The organism is Aliikangiella sp. G2MR2-5 (genome assembly GCF_015687155.1).
In the GTDB taxonomy this organism is placed as follows: domain Bacteria; phylum Pseudomonadota; class Gammaproteobacteria; order Enterobacterales; family Kangiellaceae; genus Aliikangiella.
In genome coordinates this window covers 88,077-106,867 of the sequence record NZ_JADPQF010000005.1, presented here as the reverse complement: position 1 = coordinate 106,867, position 18,791 = coordinate 88,077, and the positions used below count along the sequence as shown (strand labels likewise).

Genomic DNA, 18,791 nt, shown 5'->3' with positions numbered 1-18,791 from the left:
AACCTCTCAATACGGGGTTTAAGATTTGTAAGAAAGATAATTTCAAAAAGTAATGCCGTCCCTTAGCTGGCTCAGGGTTGCATCACCGTCGCGCAATCTATCCGCTGCATCGAGTAAACAGTTTTCTGTGGTCTGCCAGTCAATACAGGCATCGGTTATGGAGACCCCGTATTTCAAACCTTCTTTCCCATTTAAAGCTTTCTGGTTACCTTCATTCAGGTGGCTTTCGAGCATAAAACCAATTATTGAATCATTGCCTTCAACTACCTGCTGAATTACATTTTCTAGCACCTTAGGCTGCAGCCGGTGGTCTTTATTGGAATTGCCATGACTACAATCAATCATAATATTACTCGGTAATCCAGCATTACTCAGTCGTTGCTCGTAAAGGGCAACATCTTCGGCCTTATAGTTAGGATTTTTGCCACCTCGTAAAATGACATGACCATCTTTATTACCTCGGGTTTCCAGCAAAGTGACCTGTCCTTGCTGGTTGATCCCCATAAAACTATGACCGGAAGCAGCCGCTTTCATGGCGTTAATCGCGGCAGAAGCGCTTCCATCGGTACCGTTTTTATAGCCGATGGGCATAGAAAGTCCGCTTGCCATTTCTCGGTGAGTTTGAGACTCACTTGTACGCGCGCCGATAGCGGCCCAGGAAATCAGCTCGGACAAGTATTGTGGAGAAATAGGATCGAGCACTTCAGTCGCTACCGGAATTTGCTGGTCGGCCAACCAGATCAAGAGTTCTCTGGCGATTGAAAGACCCTCTTCGACTTCAAAGCTGTTGTTGATATGAGGATCATTGATTAGTCCTTTCCAACCGACTGTTGTACGAGGCTTTTCGAAATAGACACGCATCACCACAAACAATTCATCGGATACTTTTTCACTCAGGGCCTTGAGTTTTAGTGCGTATTCTTTAGCCGCCCCAATATCATGAATCGAACAAGGACCGACAATCGCCAACTGTCTATGATCCTTTTTCGCAAGAATATTACTAATAGACAGTCTCGATTCTGCGACAAATCTGGCTGACTCGATTGATAACGGAAATCGGTCTTTTAAGTTTTCAGGTGTCAATAAGATTTTTTCGTTAACAATATTAAGATTGTTGACCTGCACCTGCGGGTCAATCGCTGAAGTAGTGCTGGTATTTGAATTTGATTTAATAGATTTTGACGCCTCTACATTGGCGTGAACAGAATTAGTCATAATTTTAATCTCATCGTTATTTCACTCAAAGTACAATGACTCGAGCAAATCAAATAAATTAGTTTGAATTAACTTAGACTTCGCTAAAACTAGAAGAAATAAGCGAATTGGCGACGATAAGAATGATAAAAATAATAGGAGAAAAGCGGCGCTTTTAGATAAGAAACAAATAGTTGCAAAGACAGGTTGAAGCTTAATGTATTAAGCACTGAAGGTGATTTCTGACTTTGCTGCGCGAATACTCGAGAGCGCAATGACAGCGGCTCCTGAGTCGATATCAGCTCATTACGCAAAGTATCTTGCGTCGAGCGAAGTTTGGTTAACATGGTGTTCTCCGTCTAGTCTGTTGTGTGTCCTTGTCTAGAGCCTCTCTTATAGAGTCTCTCGTATTGAATGAGTCGGCAATTTGAATCATCAGTACAGATTCAAATAATCATTCAGGACTCTCCATTGATACCTTATAGAGGCAAACAAACCAACTAACTTTTTGGAATAAAATCAAATTTGGGCGCTAGCTTTAACTAAAAATTCACCTCATTACGCCCATCGAAATAAAAAATATCCCGTATCGAGAATTGACGTCGATCAAAGAGGTCTAACCAGCAAGGTGGATAATACCCCTGTAGTCAAATAACAGCAGAGAATGTCAATGCTTACTTCAACTTCCAATCATCCGGTCCGCTGGCAAGATTTCCTTAAATCAGGCAATCGTGTATTCATCGGCTCTAATGCAGCGGTCCCTAATAAGCTGATCCGAAATCTAATCGAAAACAGTCAGGAGCTTCACGACCTGGAAGCGATTCATATCTTGACCCACTCCGAAAGTGAGTGGGCCAAGGCGGAGCATAAGGATCTGTTTAAAGTCAATACGCTCTTCATTGGCGGCGATAATGTACGCGGAGCTATCGCCGAAGGACGTGCAGATTACACCCCCTGCTTTCTCTCCGAAATCCCCCGTCTTTTTAGCGAGAACATTCTGACGTTGGATGTTGCTTTGGTCATGGTAACGCCGCCGGATGAATATGGTTATTGCTCTTTGGGCGTAACGGTAGATATTGTATCTGCCGCGGTAAAATCGGCTAAATACGTAATCGCGCAAATAAACCCGAAACTGCCACGAACTAACGGACATAGTTTTATTCATACCAATCAGATCAGTGCCTGGATGGAAGCGGAAGAAGATCTGCCAATATTGCCGCCTCCCGAGCTTGATCAGATCACCGAACAAATTGGTCAGTATGTTTCCCTGCTTATCGATAATGGCGCCACTTTACAGCTCGGTATTGGCAAGATCCCGGATGCTGTTTTACGCTACCTGAATAATCACAAAGACCTCGGCATTCATAGTGAAATGATTTCAGATGGAATTATCGACCTGATGAAAAGCGGAGTAATTAATAACCGCAAGAAAACCTTTCATAAAGGAAAAACCATCACCACTTTCTGCATGGGCACACAAAGGCTTTACGATTTTGTGAATCAAAATCCGCACGTTGAGTTTTACCCTTCCGAACATGTGAACTCTCCAGTAAATATCGCGCGTAACAACAATATGGTTTCCATCAACAGCGCCATCGAAGTTGATCTGACCGGTCAGGTTGTTTCCGACTCCATTGGCTATCGTTTCTACAGTGGTATCGGCGGCCAGGTCGATTTCATTCGTGGTGCGGCAATGAGTAAAGGTGGCAGACCCATCATCGCCCTACCTTCAACCACCAAAGACGGCAAGACTTCGAAAATAGTTCCTCACCTGACTGAAGGCTCTGGTGTGGTGACTTCTCGCGGCGATGTTCACTATGTGGTCACCGAATATGGCATTGCCTATTTACGCGGAAAAAGCATTCGCGAAAGAGCATTGGAACTAATCAGAGTCGCTCATCCTAAATTCCGTGATCAGTTGCTGAAAGAAGTGAGAAAACATTATTGGGTTCCCGAACATCAGGATAAAACGCCAACGTCTGTACCGGAACTAGGTAGTGTCGAGTTGAAAAAATTTACTTTCGACGAACTGGAATATGTACTTCGCCCTCTTCGCCCAGCGGATGAAAGAAAGCTTCAGGAATTTTTCTATTCACATAACAAAGAAACTTTACTAATGCGCTATAACCATCACGTTACCCAAATGTCTCGTGAGAAATCCTGTAATCTGGTAAGTGTTGATCAGAGTAAAGATTTAGCGTTGTGTTTTACCGAAACCAATATCAATGGCGAGATGATTCAGGCTGTGGGGCGTTACTACCATATTGAGCAAAGCAATGCCTGCGAAGCGGCATTTGTGATTAAAGAAAGTAAGCGCGGAAAAGGAATGGCGACTCGTTTGCTTAAAGAAATGGTAAAAATTGCGCGCTTAAGAAAGCTGGATAAGATGGTAGCTACTGTCAGACGGGACAATGTGCCCATGCTCGCCGTTTTTGAGCATAACGGTTTTAAGCGCGTGCCAAGTGACGAACTTGGCGAAATCAATCTGGCGCTCGATTTAACCGAAACCAACGATTGAACCGAGACGCCAGGTTAAGTCGCACTAGCGGTTAATAAGAGCCTCTTTAAGATTGAAAGAGTCCCTATAAAATTAGAAGAGTCTATAGGTATTTTCGAAAAATTAGATTTAGGTTGTTAAAGGCAGTCATTTGGGCTGCCTTTGCTATTATATCTTTTGCCGCACTATCGAGATAAACAGGTTAGTAGTAAACTGAAAAAGTTTTCGAAATGTTGCCCAGGAGTTTTGCGACAGCAGAAGTTGAACAGAAATTGATTAACCGACTAAGACGAGACCAATATGCCAGTATGTATCATTAGCCACCCGGATTGTAACAAACACGTTATGGGCGAGTTTCACCCAGAGTGTCCGGCAAGACTCGGCGCGATTAGTGACCAGCTGATTGCCAGTGGACTCGATTATGTCTTGCGTCAGTTTGACGCAACCCCCATTGAGAAATCCCTGCTATCCCTGGCACATGAGCAAAGCTATATTGACTTTGTATTCGACAATGCACCCGATGACGGTTGTTTTGCATTAGATCCCGATACCTCCATGAATCCCTATTCTTTAGCTGCAGCCTTACTGTCAGCCGGTGCCGGTATTATGGCGGTCGATAAAGTGATGGAAGGTGATTTCGGCGCGGCATTTTGCGCCACCAGGCCGCCAGGGCATCACGCTGAAAGAAATAAAGCGATGGGTTTTTGTATTTTCAATAATATCGCTATTGCAGCACTCTACGCCAAACAAAAATATCAGCTGGATCGCGTCGCAATACTCGACTTTGATGTTCACCACGGAAACGGAACCGAAGAAATCATGCGCGACAAAGAAGGCGTTCTTTTTTGTTCCACGTTCCAGCATCCTTTTTATCCTTTTAGCGGAACAGGAAATCATCCGACGCATATTGTCAACACACCGCTACCCGCCAATGCCGGCAGTACAGAATTTAGAAACGCGGTGACTGAAAACTGGTTACCCGCGCTTAAAGAATATAAGCCACAACTCATTTTAATTTCAGCAGGCTTTGACGCCCACGCCGAAGATGATATGTCGCAAGTGCGTCTTTATGAGCACGATTATCGATGGGTAACTGATCAGATAAAGCTGGCAGCAGACAAGTATTGTTCAGGCAAAATGGTTTCAATGCTTGAAGGTGGATATGCGCTGGGGGCCCTGGGACGAAGCGTGGTTGCACATATTAAAGGGTTGATTGGCGATTAACCTTAGCTCTCGTTTGTCTTAAAGTAAGAGCGGATGTCTTTAAAAGAGTAATCATAAGTCGTTAGACAGAGCCTCCTTCCGCCATCACTACGAGGTTTTTCTCGATATCTCAGCGTCAATTGAAATACGCTTTCCATTTTTCTGCCCAGGTTAAACGTGGAATAATAGGATCCATAAAAAGGCTTTAAACTTCTATGAGAATCCTCTGATAGCTTTTTTGCTGCGACTGGAATTGCAGCAATAAACTCTTCTTCAGCTCCGAGATTCATGATTACGGAATCAAATAATTCATTATTAAATTCGCCGGGAATTATCAACCTGATATAAGTTCCTTCAAATTCTCGATCGAAAGTTAAAAGGTGGAGTTCAGGTTTGTTAACTTCACTACAAGCTAAAACAGCGTTGGAGAAAAGATAAACAACAGTGAAAATAACTTTTAAAGCCCTTTTCATACGGAATTGTTGACTACTAAACAATGAATTATATGGAGCATACTTAATCAATTCAGCAAAGCAAAGCAAAACAGTCAATCTAAACAATTCGAAACAATTCCATTCCCCAAAGAACCAGGCGATATTCCACAGAATCCCCAGACTATAGTAGTATGCGTGGCTATTCGAATAAAAAGTCAAACATACTGCGCTGCTTCGCAGTCAAATTGGGGACAGAAATAATGAAGCTCAAACTCTATGCCGTTGCCCTGCTAACCGGGCTCTCTGGTGTCGCCGACGCTTCAGTCGGTTACTATCGCTCACCTTCACTACACAATAATACGCTGGTATTTACCGCAGAAGGTGACCTCTGGATAAACCAGATAGGCAGCACAGAGTCCCGCCGGCTAACGACCCATCCAGCAGAAGAAAAGCAGGCAGCGATATCTGCCGATGGCAAGTGGGTTGCTTATGCGGCCAACTATGAAGGAACCACAGAAGCCTACGTTATTCCCCTTGAGGGCGGCGTAGCCAAACGAGTGAGCTTTGAAAATAGTAGCGTCAGGGTTCATGGCTGGACTCCCAAAGGGGAAGTCCTCTATAGCACTAACAACCGTGTAGGTCCCACAGGAAACTGGACCCTGCGCACGGTAAATCCTGATACATTGGTAACTGCTTCTATCCCGCTTGCAGATGCAGTCGAGGGCAGCGTTGATGCAAAAGGCGAATATGTTTATTTCGCCCAGTTCGGGTTACAGGTATCGACTGATAATGCTCGAGTTTATCGCGGTGGCGCCAAAGGCGAGCTATGGCGATATAAACTGGGCTCCAGTCAGGAAGCACAAAAACTGACCGGAACTCACCAGGGGTCTACCCGCCAACCAATGGCTTACGACGGCAGACTATATTTCGTCAGTGATGCCAGTGGTAGCGAGAATATCTGGTCGATGAAAGCCGACGGCTCGGATTATAAACAGCTCACGTTCTATAAAGACTGGCCGATTCGTGCCGCCAGACTTCATCAAGGCAAAATAGCTTACCAGCTCGGTGCTGACATCTACATTTTTGATATCTCCAGCGGAAAATCGCAAAAACAGTCGATCGAGCTAACCTCCGACTTTGCCCAGTTACGCGACAAGTGGATCAACGAACCACTTAAATACCTTAACTCTAGCAACCTTGCCGGAGACCATAAAAAGGTCGTTATCACTGCACGTGGTAAAGTAGCCATTGCTTCCACCGACAAATCACGATTAGTTGAAGTAAAAACACCTGCTGATTCACGCACCAGAGCAGCGATTCTAAGCGATGATGGTAAGTGGGTTTATGCGATTAACGACGCTTCTGGCGAAATGGAAATCTGGCAGTTCGCCGCCGATGGCTCCAACCAAAACAAACAATTAACCAAAGATGGCTATATTTTTCGCTGGCAACTATCGCTTTCTCCGGATGGAAGGTATATTGCCCATGACGATCAAAATGGAGATCTCTGGCTGCTCGATCTGAAAAGTGGCAAGAACAGGAAGATTATTTCTGGCGGTTCAGGACTCGATCCATTTAACAATCTAACCTGGTCTAATGACAGTAATCTATTAGCTGCCACTCAGCTCGCTCAGAGTGATGAACGCAACCGTATTGTTTTGTACTCAATAAATGAGGCAAAGAGTCAGGTACTCACTTCCGATAAATATAACTCTTATTCTCCTGCATTTAGTGTAGATGGTAATTGGCTTTATTTTCTTTCGGAAAGGCATTTTGATGCAACACCACGGGCTCCATGGGGTGACAGAAATATGGGAGTAACTTTCGATCGGCGTAGTCAGATCTTCGCTTACGCACTAAAAACTGATGCCAGATTCCCTTTCCAGCGCCCCAATGAGTTGATGCCAGAAGAAAAAAGCCAGGATAAGAATGACGATAAGAAGAAAAACAAAAATTCCAAACGAAAAGCAACGCCAGTAGACTGGAATGGGGTGACCGATCGATTGTGGCAAGTGCCTGTCGATTCGGGCAACTACAAAGTTTTACAAGTTAACAGCGAGTATCTTTTTGTTAGTGACCAAATCAGTGAGCCTAATAGTAAGCCTGAACTAAAATCGATCAAAATTAAGCCATCACCAAAACTGGAAACCTTCACAAAAGATATCGCCGAATTCAAACTATCAGATGACGGTAAACTTATTTTTGTTCGTAAGGAAGGCAATAATAACGCCAATATGTTTATTGTTGATGCCGGCGCAAAATTCCCGAAAGAAACGGAAGATTCCAAAGTCGTTACCTCTGACTGGAAACTCAGATTATCTCCCAAACAAGAATGGAAACAAATGTTTCATGATGCCTGGTTGATGCACAGAGACTCACTGTTTGATCCTCAAATGCGAGGAGTCGACTGGAAGGCAGCCTATACAAAATATTCTCCACTTCTGGAGCGATTAACTGATCGCTATGAACTGAATGATATTTTTGAACAAATGATGGGAGAGCTCAATGCGCTTCACTCACAGGTAAGAGGCGGTGATTTTGTTGCCGATTCAAACGCCCCCCAAGCTGCACTTTTAGGCGCAACTTTAAATCAGAACTCAGAAGGCGTTACTATCGAACATATTTATAAATATGACAACGAAATCCCTTCCCAAGCATCTCCCCTTCTGATGCCCGGAGTCAACGTTCAGGAAGGCGATCTGATTGTGTCCATCAATGGCTTGCCAACTAAAACAATAGCGGCCGTTAATAATGCATTACTTAATCAAGCAGGGAAACAAATCCTGATCGAGTTAAAGCGAAATAATAAACACCATAAAACAGTCATTGTTCCAACAGATACTCGCACTGACAACCGTTTAAGGTACAACGACTGGGTATCGGAAAATCGTAAAAAAGTTGAACAATCCAAAGAGAATATTGGATACCTTCACTTATATGCAATGGGTAGCAATGATATTGCAGATTTCGCTAGAGAATTCTATGCAGCCTACAAAAGTGATGGCCTTATTATCGATGTTAGACGAAATAGAGGAGGAAATATTGATAGCTGGATAATCGAGAAACTGTTGCGTAAAGCCTGGATGTTTTGGCAAGCACCTATAGGCGGACCAACCGCTAACATGCAGCAAACCTTCAGAGGACATCTCGTTGTACTCGCTGATCAATATACTTACTCTGACGGAGAAACCTTTACTGCAGGAATCAAAGCGCTAAATATCGCACCTGTAATAGGTAAACAAACTGCCGGTGCAGGCGTCTGGTTACGAGGACTAAACAGTCTAGTTGACGGAGGTATGGCGAGAGTAGCTGAATTTCCGCAATATGCAATGGATGGTCGCTGGATCGTTGAGGGTCACGGTGTTGAGCCAACAATAGAAGTTGACAATTTGCCTCATGAAACTTTCTACGGCAAAGATGCACAGTTAGAGGCTGCAATTGAATATATCCAGAAAAAAATACGGCAACAACCAATTAAGGCCATGAAACCAAAAGCTTTCCCGAAAAGCAACGCTGCGCAAGATATTCTAAGTAATTAAGGTTAAGTACAATATGCCCATCAGTGATACTGCTGGGCATATTACAGAGCAGTTTTTTATATATCTTCTTTCAAAAGTTTTTCACGACGCTTCCATATTGCTTCTACTTGCCTTTCAGAAATCCATTCTGTGAGAAATTTCAGATCTCTTTTACTTAGAGAGTTAATACGTTCCCGGTATTTTTTGGTTAACTTCAAGTTAGCCCCTTTCAAGTAAGGAGGAAGTCTGGTCCCAGTTCCAAAAGCCCTTGTATGATCGATAAACCAAATTTGCCAATCAGACCTTGTAAACACTATATTCGATTGATTACGATCATGATTCATAATTAAATAATCAAAAACATCCATCATTGATTCTTGAGCCAGAGGGTCGCACATTCCACTATACACTTCAGTTTTTCGGTTTAGAGGAATGGCAGAAACCAGGCCATCTATCCACAATTGAATCGCTCCACGTTTTCCACGAATAACTCTTTGCGTTGTCACAGGGATCAGGTCGATACCTAAAAGTTTTGCGAAGTGATATGCAGCCAACTCGTTTGCATATCGATCGCCACTGCGAGGAATATTATTACTCCGTTCTCTTTTAGATTCATTGACCATCTTAAAAATTGCTTTTAGTTCTTTGTCTCCTTTCTTCAACCTAACCTTGAGCGGTTTAGTTTTTCCTTCTTTTGTTTCGTTTCTTGATATTACTTTTCCTGTTTCAAGAAACTCAACAATCTGCCTTTCTGTCAAGCCATACGGCCTGTAAATATGCCTATCAGGTGACGGCAATATTGGCTGGATATACTCTTCTGTCCCATGGAATATTTTTATTGAATCTTGTTCAAGAACCACATTCCACAACTCGGAGTTAACATTTTCTGACTGTAGTGAATCCAGGATATAAAGCTGACTATCGAATCGTTGCTCTATCGATTCTGCTTTATACATCGAACGACCAGTCCATAAGTAATTTGCATTCCATTTTTTTAGAACTTGTTCGAAGCGATCCTGTTCAAACAACGGGTGACAAAATGAATTTCCAAGATAATAGGAAGGCGATATTTTCGAATCAACTAATTCCTTAAAGTATTTATTCAATTCTTCGCTTAACCTGTTATTTCGGAGATTTAGTATTGACGCGTCATCTAGCGGTTCAGCTTCTGTGTTCGAATGGTATTGCTCGACCAGCTCCCTCCACAAATTTCGAAAATCATCCAAGTTTCTTTTTAAACGTTGCTCTAGATCGGTAACAGTATAACTGGACATTTGCGGCTCAACACCTGCATCAGCAAATAGATGTCCATTTAAATTTATAATAAGATTCTGTGAAGATAGCCAATCACCCAGCTCGGTTCCCGGAGCCAATATATTAACCCAGTGGTCATCTCCTCCAGACTCAAAAGCAGAATCTCCTAATAACCATCTCAACTCTTTTTCACTCAGAACAATATAAACTGAACTTTCTAAACTCTCAGCTTGCTGCTGCCATACTTTTAACTGTTGGAGAAGTAATAATGACTTAGCACTAGCGTCAGAATTAACCTTCTCACCTAAAACAACCAGCTCCCTTTTATTACCAACCCAATTTTCATCTTCATCTATCAAAGAATGAAACTTTAACACCTCGCGTAGCTTTTCGACCTTTCCGAAAACATTACTGACTACTACCACCGACTTAGTATTCTCGATATTTTTTTTATTTTCCTGTTCGCAGGAATGAGCTAAACCACAAACCAGAAAGAAGCTAGATAATAAAAATATTAGTCTAATCGATTTCATAAATATTCATATCCACAGTTAAAACGTTCCATACACATCTTATTTCTTGATAAAAACTCGAACCTATTATGCAGGGAGCACCTCAGGTTCCTCTTTATAAAAGGTCAGCTTAATTCCGCAGCTCGCTTTATTCCCATCAAAATCGGTCGCAATTATTCTTAGATTAAATCTACCAATAAAATCATTCGGAGAATCAAAAGTAAAAGTTCTAGTCATTGGGTCAAACTCAATCCAGCCAGGCAAAGGGTCTCCTGACTCTCTTTCAGCATGATAATGTAAAGCGTCACCAACACTAGGATCTACAAAAGTACACTCACTAACACTAAACTTTGACATTTGTCCGGAAGGCATATGTAAATGCGGGATTACAGCCTTTAGCGAAAGTACTGAGTCCGGCTTGGATTTTCTCATTTCTTTTAAATTTTTGTGACCGACTTTCCAGGCCACAAAGAACAAAACAACCGACAGGAAAAGGTTGATCATTATGTAGTGATGAATCATAAAATTAGCATGTGTTGTCATAAGATATACAAAAACACCATAAAGAAGATCGCCAAAACGATAAAAGAAGGTTTCAATAGTCGTTTTCCCTAAATATTTTAGTTTCCTTGGCACAGGCAAGAAAAGTGCGTGACGAGTCGTATTTTGAACGGAATAGTTAGCACTATTCTCAAAAGTCATTGCATACCTGACAAAGGCAAATATTGGAAAATAAAGCATAAAACTATACCCAATAATCATTATGACCGGAAGTACCATAACTGCCCCACGAATACCTACCCACTTGAATATTCTTGATACAAGAAATGCTTGCAGTAAAAAGCTTCCCATAGTAATCCATGAATAGTAGCTGGAATAGAACGAACTTTGCCAATGAACAACATTGGCAATTTTTCCAGAATCTAAAAGAATCTGACTTTCTTCAGAAACAAATCTGGCTAAAATATATTCTCCCGTTGAATTAATAAATATTAAAAGCGTAACAAAGCATGCAATCAACAAGAGGTAATTATTTTTAAAAACTGTGGAGAAGCCATCTAACCATCTATTAGAAGTATTTTCCTTATGAGTAGACTCTTCGTTCATTGAAAATTCTGGAACTGTCTTTTCAATTTTTGCTGTAATCAACACGGATAAAAAAAGCACGCCTGCCGATAACAACATAATTCCATTAATTCCGAGATAGGGAAAAACAATTCCCGCTAATCTGGAACCTATCCATGCACCTAAAGTAGCTCCAATAGCGATAATAACAAAGAGACGCTGGCCACTCTTGACATTATAAGTATCTGCGGCAAACGCCCAAAATTGCGCAACAACCATGACACTAAAAATACCAAGCCAGATATAGAAAGCCATTCCAATATTAACATTTAAGAATTTCAGGAACGAAAAGATCAGCAAGTGAGATATAAAAAACAAAAATACCTTATTAACAATTACACTTCGTACCTTGCTGGCAGCATGCTTATGATAAAAAGAGGAAAAGAAAGGTAACACGACCAACAAAGTAATAGCCTGAAATGCAGTTGCATAACTCTTATATTCCGCTCCACCATATGAAAGAATTAGCGGCTCTCTAATCACCTTCAACAAGTAATAGGCTGTCATCAACAAACAAGCATTAAGTGTAAAAAGAATGCAGCTTTCACCCTCTCCAGGCTTAACCATTCCGATGATATTTAGTAAACGTTCATACCAATTATGTTTACCGTTAATAGAATTTTCTTTCTGCTTCAAGTTGAATTATCTCGCTTTATTCTTCTGATAAGAGTCTTTCCCTTCTTAACCAAATTGCTTCAATCTGTTTCGGGTGTAACCAATTCTTCAGTTTTTCTAACTGCTCCCTTTCCAATTTCATTAGCGCTTTTTTAAATCTTGGTGAAACATAGGCCTCTTCTGGTCTGGAAGACGTACCAAATGAAGTTGATGTGGAAAACGCATTCTGATTGTCTGAAAACCAAATCTGTTTATCATAAAGAGAATAAACATAGTCACTCGGCCTTAAACTGGTATTTTGTATTAAATAGTCAAAAACAGTTTTTAAATTCTGTTGTGCATCCAGATTACAGAATCCGAGACTATCTCCATAAGACTCTACGAGATTCGCTTTTGAAATCGGTTCCTGAATAGCAACCTGCAACACCCCTTGAATACCGTTGATTTCCCTTTCAACTGTTACCGGAACCAGTCCAATACCCAGCCAACGGTCAATTTTGTATGCCGCTAATTCATGAATATAGCGAGATTTATTATTTTTTAATGAATTTTCATCAGAATTTAAAGTATCAGGCAGTTCATCGTAGTAGATAAACCGTGCATTGGCCTTATGCCCGTCCATTTCTAGAACAACCGATATGGGCTCATTACTCTCACTTATTTTGATCTTGCTGTCTAGAACTCTACCTTTTTTAAGAAAAATTTCTGTATTTTCGTCTGAAAGATTAAAAGGGTTAGCTTGCTCACGGTTTGGAGCGAGATGGATTTCTCCGGATTGACCAGTTAAGCCCTGAGTTAAGCTCACGGGCTCTTTTACAGAAAAGGATGCGATCCAGGGTTCTCCGCCATAATAAAACTTTAACATTCCTGTATCCATAATAATCAGCTGTTCTTCAAGCCTTATTAAAGGCTTTCTGATTTCACTGGTTGTATGACCTACCCATAAGCGCTTGGCGCCTAAATTACTGAGAATTTCTCTTAACGCATCACTTTCATAAAACGGATGACAAAGTGCATTTCCTCGATACCATGTTGGTGAAAATCGAGAAAAAACCAGGTTACTATGCTGCTGAAGATATCGTCGACTCTGTCTATTGTCCTTTAGTTTCTCAACAATTTGAGGACGTTGTTTATAGCTAGGATAGAACATTGAATTCTCATATTTTTTTCTAATTTTCTCCCAATCTAATAGATATCTTTCTACTTGCTCTTTTAAGTCTCTATTTATTTCAGCTAACGACTGACCTTTAACTGCACTGGAGAGTCCACCATGGGCAAATACCTGATCATTAATTTTAATAACAAAAGGAAGAGACATTAACCAGGAGCCATATTTTCCCTTTAAAGAAAATCCTTCAATTAACCCAAAAAAACCTGGAGGAAAAGCCTTATCAAATTGTGCCCTTATCGTCTCTGAATCTTGCGCTCGATAGACACTTAAGAACTCACTATATTTTTCTTCTCTGACGACTTTCACTTTTTCCGAATTAAAAGCAGCAAATTCTTCTTTAGAAACATAGCGAAGGTCTCCCTGCATATTCATCACTTCATGGTTACCTAATACTACGTGGACTTTGCCTCCCACAGCATCAGCTTCTTTTTGCAGGCGAATAAAAAGGTCCATAACTTTTTTACTTTCTGGCCCTCTGTCGAGCATATCGCCCAGACTTACCAAGTGATTTTTTCCTCCACTCCACGAGAGCCCGTCATCGACTAATTTCATTGTCTGAAGGCTCTTGGTAATTGCATCATAGGCACCATGGATATCACCGACAACGAAAATCTTTTCTTCAGTTGAAAATTCAATATTTTCCTGTGCGAATATCGACTCTATAGTGAAGAGCGGAACGGTTAGTAATAGTATTAAAAGCCATTTTAGTGAAGGGACTCTTTTCATTTATTTGTTTACCCTTTGAATAACATTTGATTTTAAGTACTGAATATTAGGTTTACACAATAGATCAGTATAGATGAAAACTGACCGCACTTGCATAGCGATAACTAGAGGCGCAAGGGGTTAACCAGTGATTTAGTCTCTACGCCCTAAGCTAATTAAAGCCATAGTTTTCCAATCAGCGGGTAGCGGTATTCGACCCCTGCCATCGCTTTTATCAATGCAAAAACACCAAAAAGAATCAACATAGAATGAATACTGATAAAATAAACCAGCAAAATCATCCAGGTGTAAGGAGAGTCAAATGAACCAAACCCAAGTATTATTAAACTTACCAGAATAAGCAAAACCCCGGATACAATGTTGGCAATAAAAGACTGCTTAAGATGAGTCTCGGCAACTGGATGCAATGACCTTTCGCGCTGGATATAAACAAAAATGAGTATAATGAAAGCTAATATCGGTAACACTGTGATATTAGCCAGATAAAGAGCCTGGGCTAAAACGGCAACATTTCTCGACTTTGCCGGAATATTTTTTGGATTTTCATCCCCATTTATCCCTGTCTTGTCAGGATTCTGCTGCTCTAACGGCGACATGATACCCTCTCCAATAGCCAACTGTGAATAATTCAGTCTATCCATAATAGCAGCCAACAACTTGATTTAAAACAGGTTTTGTTATCCCTGCATTAGACCGCCTGGTGGCAAAATACCAAAAAATTATAAAATTTTTATGCCACTAACCAGACCTTCGCGACAACTCACTGAATTTGTTGTTCGTTACTTGATGGTTTAAGCTTACGCTACGGAACACAGGCTCATTAAGGAGAGCGTATTCCAGCATCAAACTTTTCAGAGCCAGGATTACATCTTTACAACTCTTAAACAGCACTAAAAACTGGTCAATCCTCGCACCGAATTTCACCTTGATCGCCTTATTTTGCTATAATCCGCGCCTCAAAAATTCACAGGTAGTCGATTGTTTCCCTTGCTAGCACAGATATCCTGGAATGTTGCCATAAAAGGGATCGCCGCTAACAACCGGCAAATGAATGCCAATTGATTTGAAAGGTACCTACTCAATGTCTCAAAAGAATCAGTCTCAAATGACTCAAGCCGTTTATCAGGCGAAAAACAAGATTCGCGTGGTTACTGCCGCGTCGCTTTTTGACGGTCACGATGCAGCTATCAATATTATGCGCCGCATTATCCAGTCCAGCGGATGTGAAGTTATCCATTTGGGACATAACCGGAGCGTACAGGAAGTTGTCGAGTGTGCAATTCAGGAGGATGTTCAAGCGATTGCAATGACCTCATACCAAGGAGGTCATGTAGAATACCTTAAGTACATGGTGGACTTGTTAAATGAAAGAAATTGCGGTCATATTCGTGTATTCGCTGGCGGTGGCGGTGTAATTCTCCCCGATGAAATTGAAGAACTGCATGCCCATGGAGTGGCCCGAGTTTATTCACCAGATGACGGCCGGGAAATGGGTTTACAAGGCATGATCAACGATCTGGTCCAGAAGTCAGACTTCCCAACAGGCAATGAAGTTTCCGGCAAACTCCCAGGAAAGCAGGAACACCGAGAGCTGGGTCGCCTCATATCTGCAGCAGAAAATTTTCCTGAAGAGAATAAGGAATTACTTAAGAAAGCCAAAGATGCCGCAGAAAAATCTACAACTCCAGTACTAGGTATTACCGGTACCGGTGGCGCAGGAAAATCTTCACTGGTTGACGAGCTGGTTCGTCGATTTTTGCTGGATTTTGACGATAAAACAATTGCCATTATCTCTGTTGACCCTTCAAAGCGTAAAACAGGTGGAGCTCTATTAGGTGACAGAATTCGAATGAATGCGATTAACAATGAGCGAGTTTATATGCGTTCATTGGCTACGCGTCAGTCCAATCTGGCACTTTCTCCACATGTTCAGGAGGCAGTCAATATAGTGAAAGCAGCAGGTTTTGATCTGGTTATTCTGGAGACTTCAGGAATTGGCCAGTCCGACACCGAGATCGAAGAACATTCAGATGTATCCATGTATGTTATGACACCAGAATATGGTGCCGCAACCCAATTGGAAAAAATCGACATGCTCGACTTTGCCAATATCATCGCCATCAACAAATTTGACAAGCGTGGTGCTCTGGATGCCCTACGCGATGTCCAGAAGCAGTTTCAACGCAATCATCAGCGCTTTGATGAAGCCACTGAACTAATGCCTGTCTACGGTACCATTGCCAGCCAGTTTAATGATCCTGGTACCAACGAACTCTATCGCAACCTGATGAATCTGGTTAATGAGAAAACCGAAGCCGCTCTAGAGACTTCGTTTGAAATTACCAAGGAGATGTCAGAGAAAAACTACATTATTCCACCTAAACGTACACGTTATCTTGCAGAAATTGCTGAAAACAATCGAGGCTATGACGATTGGGTCAATGAGCAGGCGGAAGTGGCGCAAAAAGTTCAAAGCGTGAATGCGACCATCGAAATGGCAGAGGACGATTCGTTAAAATCTTCGCTCAATTCACTGCTTGAGTCTACCGAGATCAAGCTGGACAGAGAGAACAGCAAGCTTCTCGAAAACTTCGACGCTGAAGCCAAACAATATCAGGACGAAATCTTTACCTATAAAGTTCGCGATAAAGAGATCAAAGTCGAAACACACTCTGAATCGCTTTCTCACCAGATGATACCGAAAATATCGGTTCCTAAGTACACAGGATGGGGTGATCGCTTAAAGTGGAAGCTACAGGAAAATTATCCCGGTCAATTCCCTTACACAGCGGGGGTTTTTCCGTTTAAGCGAGAAGGAGAAGATCCTACGCGTATGTTCGCTGGTGAAGGCGGTCCTGAGCGAACCAACCGTCGGTTCCACTATGTTTCTAAAGGCATGCCGGCGGCTCGTTTATCAACAGCATTCGACTCGGTAACCCTTTACGGGAACGATCCCGACTATCGTCCAGACATTTACGGCAAGATCGGAAACTCAGGAGTTTCTATCTGCTGTCTTGATGATGCGAAAAAACTCTATTCAGGATTCCGACTAACCGCACCTACCACTTCGGTTTCTATGACGATTAATGGTCCTGCTCCTATTTTGGTCGGCTTCTTTATGAACGCAGCGATCGACCAGGAATGTGAGATCTACATTAAAGAAAATGGTCTGGAAGAAAAAGTTAAGGCAAAAATTGCAGCAATTTATCAGGAAAAAGGTCAACCGGTTCCTACCTATCAGGGAGAAATTCCTGAAGGCAATGATGGACTAGGGTTGATGTTGTTGGGCGTTACCGGTGATCAGGTGTTGCCTGCTGATGTTTATCAAAACATCAAAATCGATACCATCAGCAAGGTACGCGGTACTGTACAGGCCGATATTCTAAAAGAAGATCAGGCGCAAAACACCTGTATATTCTCCACCGAATTTGCGCTTCGCTTGATGGGAGATGTTCAGGAATATTTCATCAATAATAATGTACGCAACTTCTACTCGGTTTCAATTTCCGGATACCATATAGCCGAAGCCGGTGCTAACCCTATTTCTCAACTGGCGTTCACCCTTGCCAACGGTTTCACTTTCGTTGAATACTATCTCGCTCGTGGAATGGACATCGATAAGTTTGCGCCCAATTTCAGTTTCTTCTTCTCCAACGGCGTCGATCCTGAGTACGCTGTTATCGGCCGCGTCGCTCGCCGAATCTGGGCGAAAGCGATGAAACATAAATACAAAGCGAACGCGCGTTCGCAAATGCTGAAATATCATATTCAGACATCTGGTCGCTCATTACATGCACAAGAAATCGACTTTAATGATATCCGTACAACCTTGCAGGCGCTTTACGCGATTTATGATAACTGTAATTCGCTGCACACTAATGCCTACGATGAAGCAATTACCACTCCAACTGAAGCTTCTGTGCGTCGTGCCATGGCAATCCAGCTCATCATTAATCGCGAACTTGGGCTGAATAAAAATCAAAACCCTCTTCAAGGTTCATTTATTATTGAAGAGCTGACCGATCTGGTCGAAGAAGCCGTATTGATGGAGTTTGAAAGAATTTCGGAACGCGGAGGTGTATTGGGCGCAATGGAAACCATGTACCAACGCTCAAAGATTCAGGAAGAATCAATGCATTACGAAATGCTTAAACACACCGGCGAATACCCTATCATAGGTGTGAATACTTTCCTTTCTTCAGAAGGCTCTCCGACAGTTATTCCTGGAGAGGTTATTCGCTCAACAAAAGAAGAGAGAGTTTATCAGATTGATATGCTGGAAAGACTGCATAAAGCTTACGCCAGTGAAATAGCTGAACAGAAAAAAGCCATCCAGAATGCAGCACTTCAAAACGAAAACATTTTTGAAGTTCTTATGGATGCAACAAAAGTCTGTTCACTTGGGGAAATTTCAGAAACACTCTATCGTGTTGGTGGCCAATACCGACGAAACATGTAATAGACTCAATCTTAACAGTATTTCAAGACATCTGCTTCTGAGCCGTTTAATTATTTAAGCGGCTCAAATCTCACATCAAGATA

11 protein-coding genes are annotated in these 18,791 nt (G+C 41.9%); 4 read left to right on the top strand and 7 right to left on the bottom strand.

What is annotated here, in order from left to right:
* Positions 1-42 precede the first annotated feature (42 nt).
* Both IYN84_RS15820 and IYN84_RS15815 read right to left on the bottom strand, forming a co-directional pair.
* Positions 43-1,215 (bottom strand): 3-deoxy-7-phosphoheptulonate synthase, encoded by a 1,173-nt coding sequence (locus IYN84_RS15820; RefSeq protein WP_196140228.1) that lies wholly within the window; start codon positions 1,213-1,215, stop codon positions 43-45.
* 89 nt (positions 1,216-1,304) lie between these two features.
* The gene (locus tag IYN84_RS15815) at positions 1,305-1,541 is read right to left on the bottom strand and encodes a hypothetical protein (protein ID WP_196140227.1); all 237 of its coding nucleotides are present in this window, start codon (positions 1,539-1,541) and stop codon (positions 1,305-1,307) included.
* A gap of 323 nt (positions 1,542-1,864) precedes the next feature.
* Between IYN84_RS15815 and IYN84_RS15810 the strand changes: the two genes are divergently transcribed.
* Together IYN84_RS15810 and IYN84_RS15805 are read left to right on the top strand one after the other, a co-directional pair.
* Entirely contained in the window at positions 1,865-3,712 is a 1,848-nt protein-coding gene (locus IYN84_RS15810) for a GNAT family N-acetyltransferase (protein ID WP_196140226.1), read from the top strand.
* 279 nt (positions 3,713-3,991) lie between these two features.
* Positions 3,992-4,915 carry a histone deacetylase family protein gene (locus tag IYN84_RS15805; RefSeq protein ID WP_196140225.1) on the top strand — a complete coding sequence of 308 codons (924 nt, stop codon included), beginning with the start codon at positions 3,992-3,994 and terminating at the stop codon, positions 4,913-4,915.
* 2 nt (positions 4,916-4,917) lie between these two features.
* Here the strand turns inward: IYN84_RS15805 and IYN84_RS15800 are convergent, their stop codons facing one another.
* The gene (locus IYN84_RS15800) at positions 4,918-5,367 is read right to left on the bottom strand and encodes a hypothetical protein (RefSeq protein ID WP_196140224.1); all 450 of its coding nucleotides are present in this window, start codon (positions 5,365-5,367) and stop codon (positions 4,918-4,920) included.
* Between the two features lie 221 nt (positions 5,368-5,588).
* Here IYN84_RS15800 and IYN84_RS15795 point away from each other — a divergent pair, with 221 nt between their 5' ends.
* Positions 5,589-8,867 carry a S41 family peptidase gene (locus IYN84_RS15795; protein WP_196140223.1) on the top strand — a complete coding sequence of 1,093 codons (3,279 nt, stop codon included), beginning with the start codon at positions 5,589-5,591 and terminating at the stop codon, positions 8,865-8,867.
* Between the two features lie 56 nt (positions 8,868-8,923).
* On the opposite strand, the gene IYN84_RS15790 is transcribed toward IYN84_RS15795, so the two are convergent.
* The 4 genes from IYN84_RS15790 to IYN84_RS15775 form a co-directional block, all read right to left on the bottom strand.
* Positions 8,924-10,633, bottom strand: a complete 1,710-nt coding sequence (locus tag IYN84_RS15790; RefSeq protein ID WP_196140222.1) for a hypothetical protein — start codon at positions 10,631-10,633, stop codon at positions 8,924-8,926.
* Between the two features lie 66 nt (positions 10,634-10,699).
* Entirely contained in the window at positions 10,700-12,373 is a 1,674-nt protein-coding gene (locus IYN84_RS15785) for an ATP translocase (RefSeq protein WP_196140221.1), read from the bottom strand.
* A gap of 16 nt (positions 12,374-12,389) precedes the next feature.
* Positions 12,390-14,249, bottom strand: coding sequence for a metallophosphoesterase (locus IYN84_RS15780; RefSeq protein WP_196140220.1), 1,860 nt, complete (start codon positions 14,247-14,249; stop codon positions 12,390-12,392).
* Between the two features lie 155 nt (positions 14,250-14,404).
* Entirely contained in the window at positions 14,405-14,890 is a 486-nt protein-coding gene (locus IYN84_RS15775; protein ID WP_196140219.1) for a hypothetical protein, read from the bottom strand.
* Positions 14,891-15,330: 440 nt separating this feature from the next.
* On the opposite strand from IYN84_RS15775, the gene IYN84_RS15770 reads away from it, so the two are divergent.
* Positions 15,331-18,708, top strand: coding sequence for a methylmalonyl-CoA mutase family protein (locus IYN84_RS15770; RefSeq protein ID WP_246722990.1), 3,378 nt, complete (start codon positions 15,331-15,333; stop codon positions 18,706-18,708).
* Positions 18,709-18,791 lie beyond the last annotated feature (83 nt).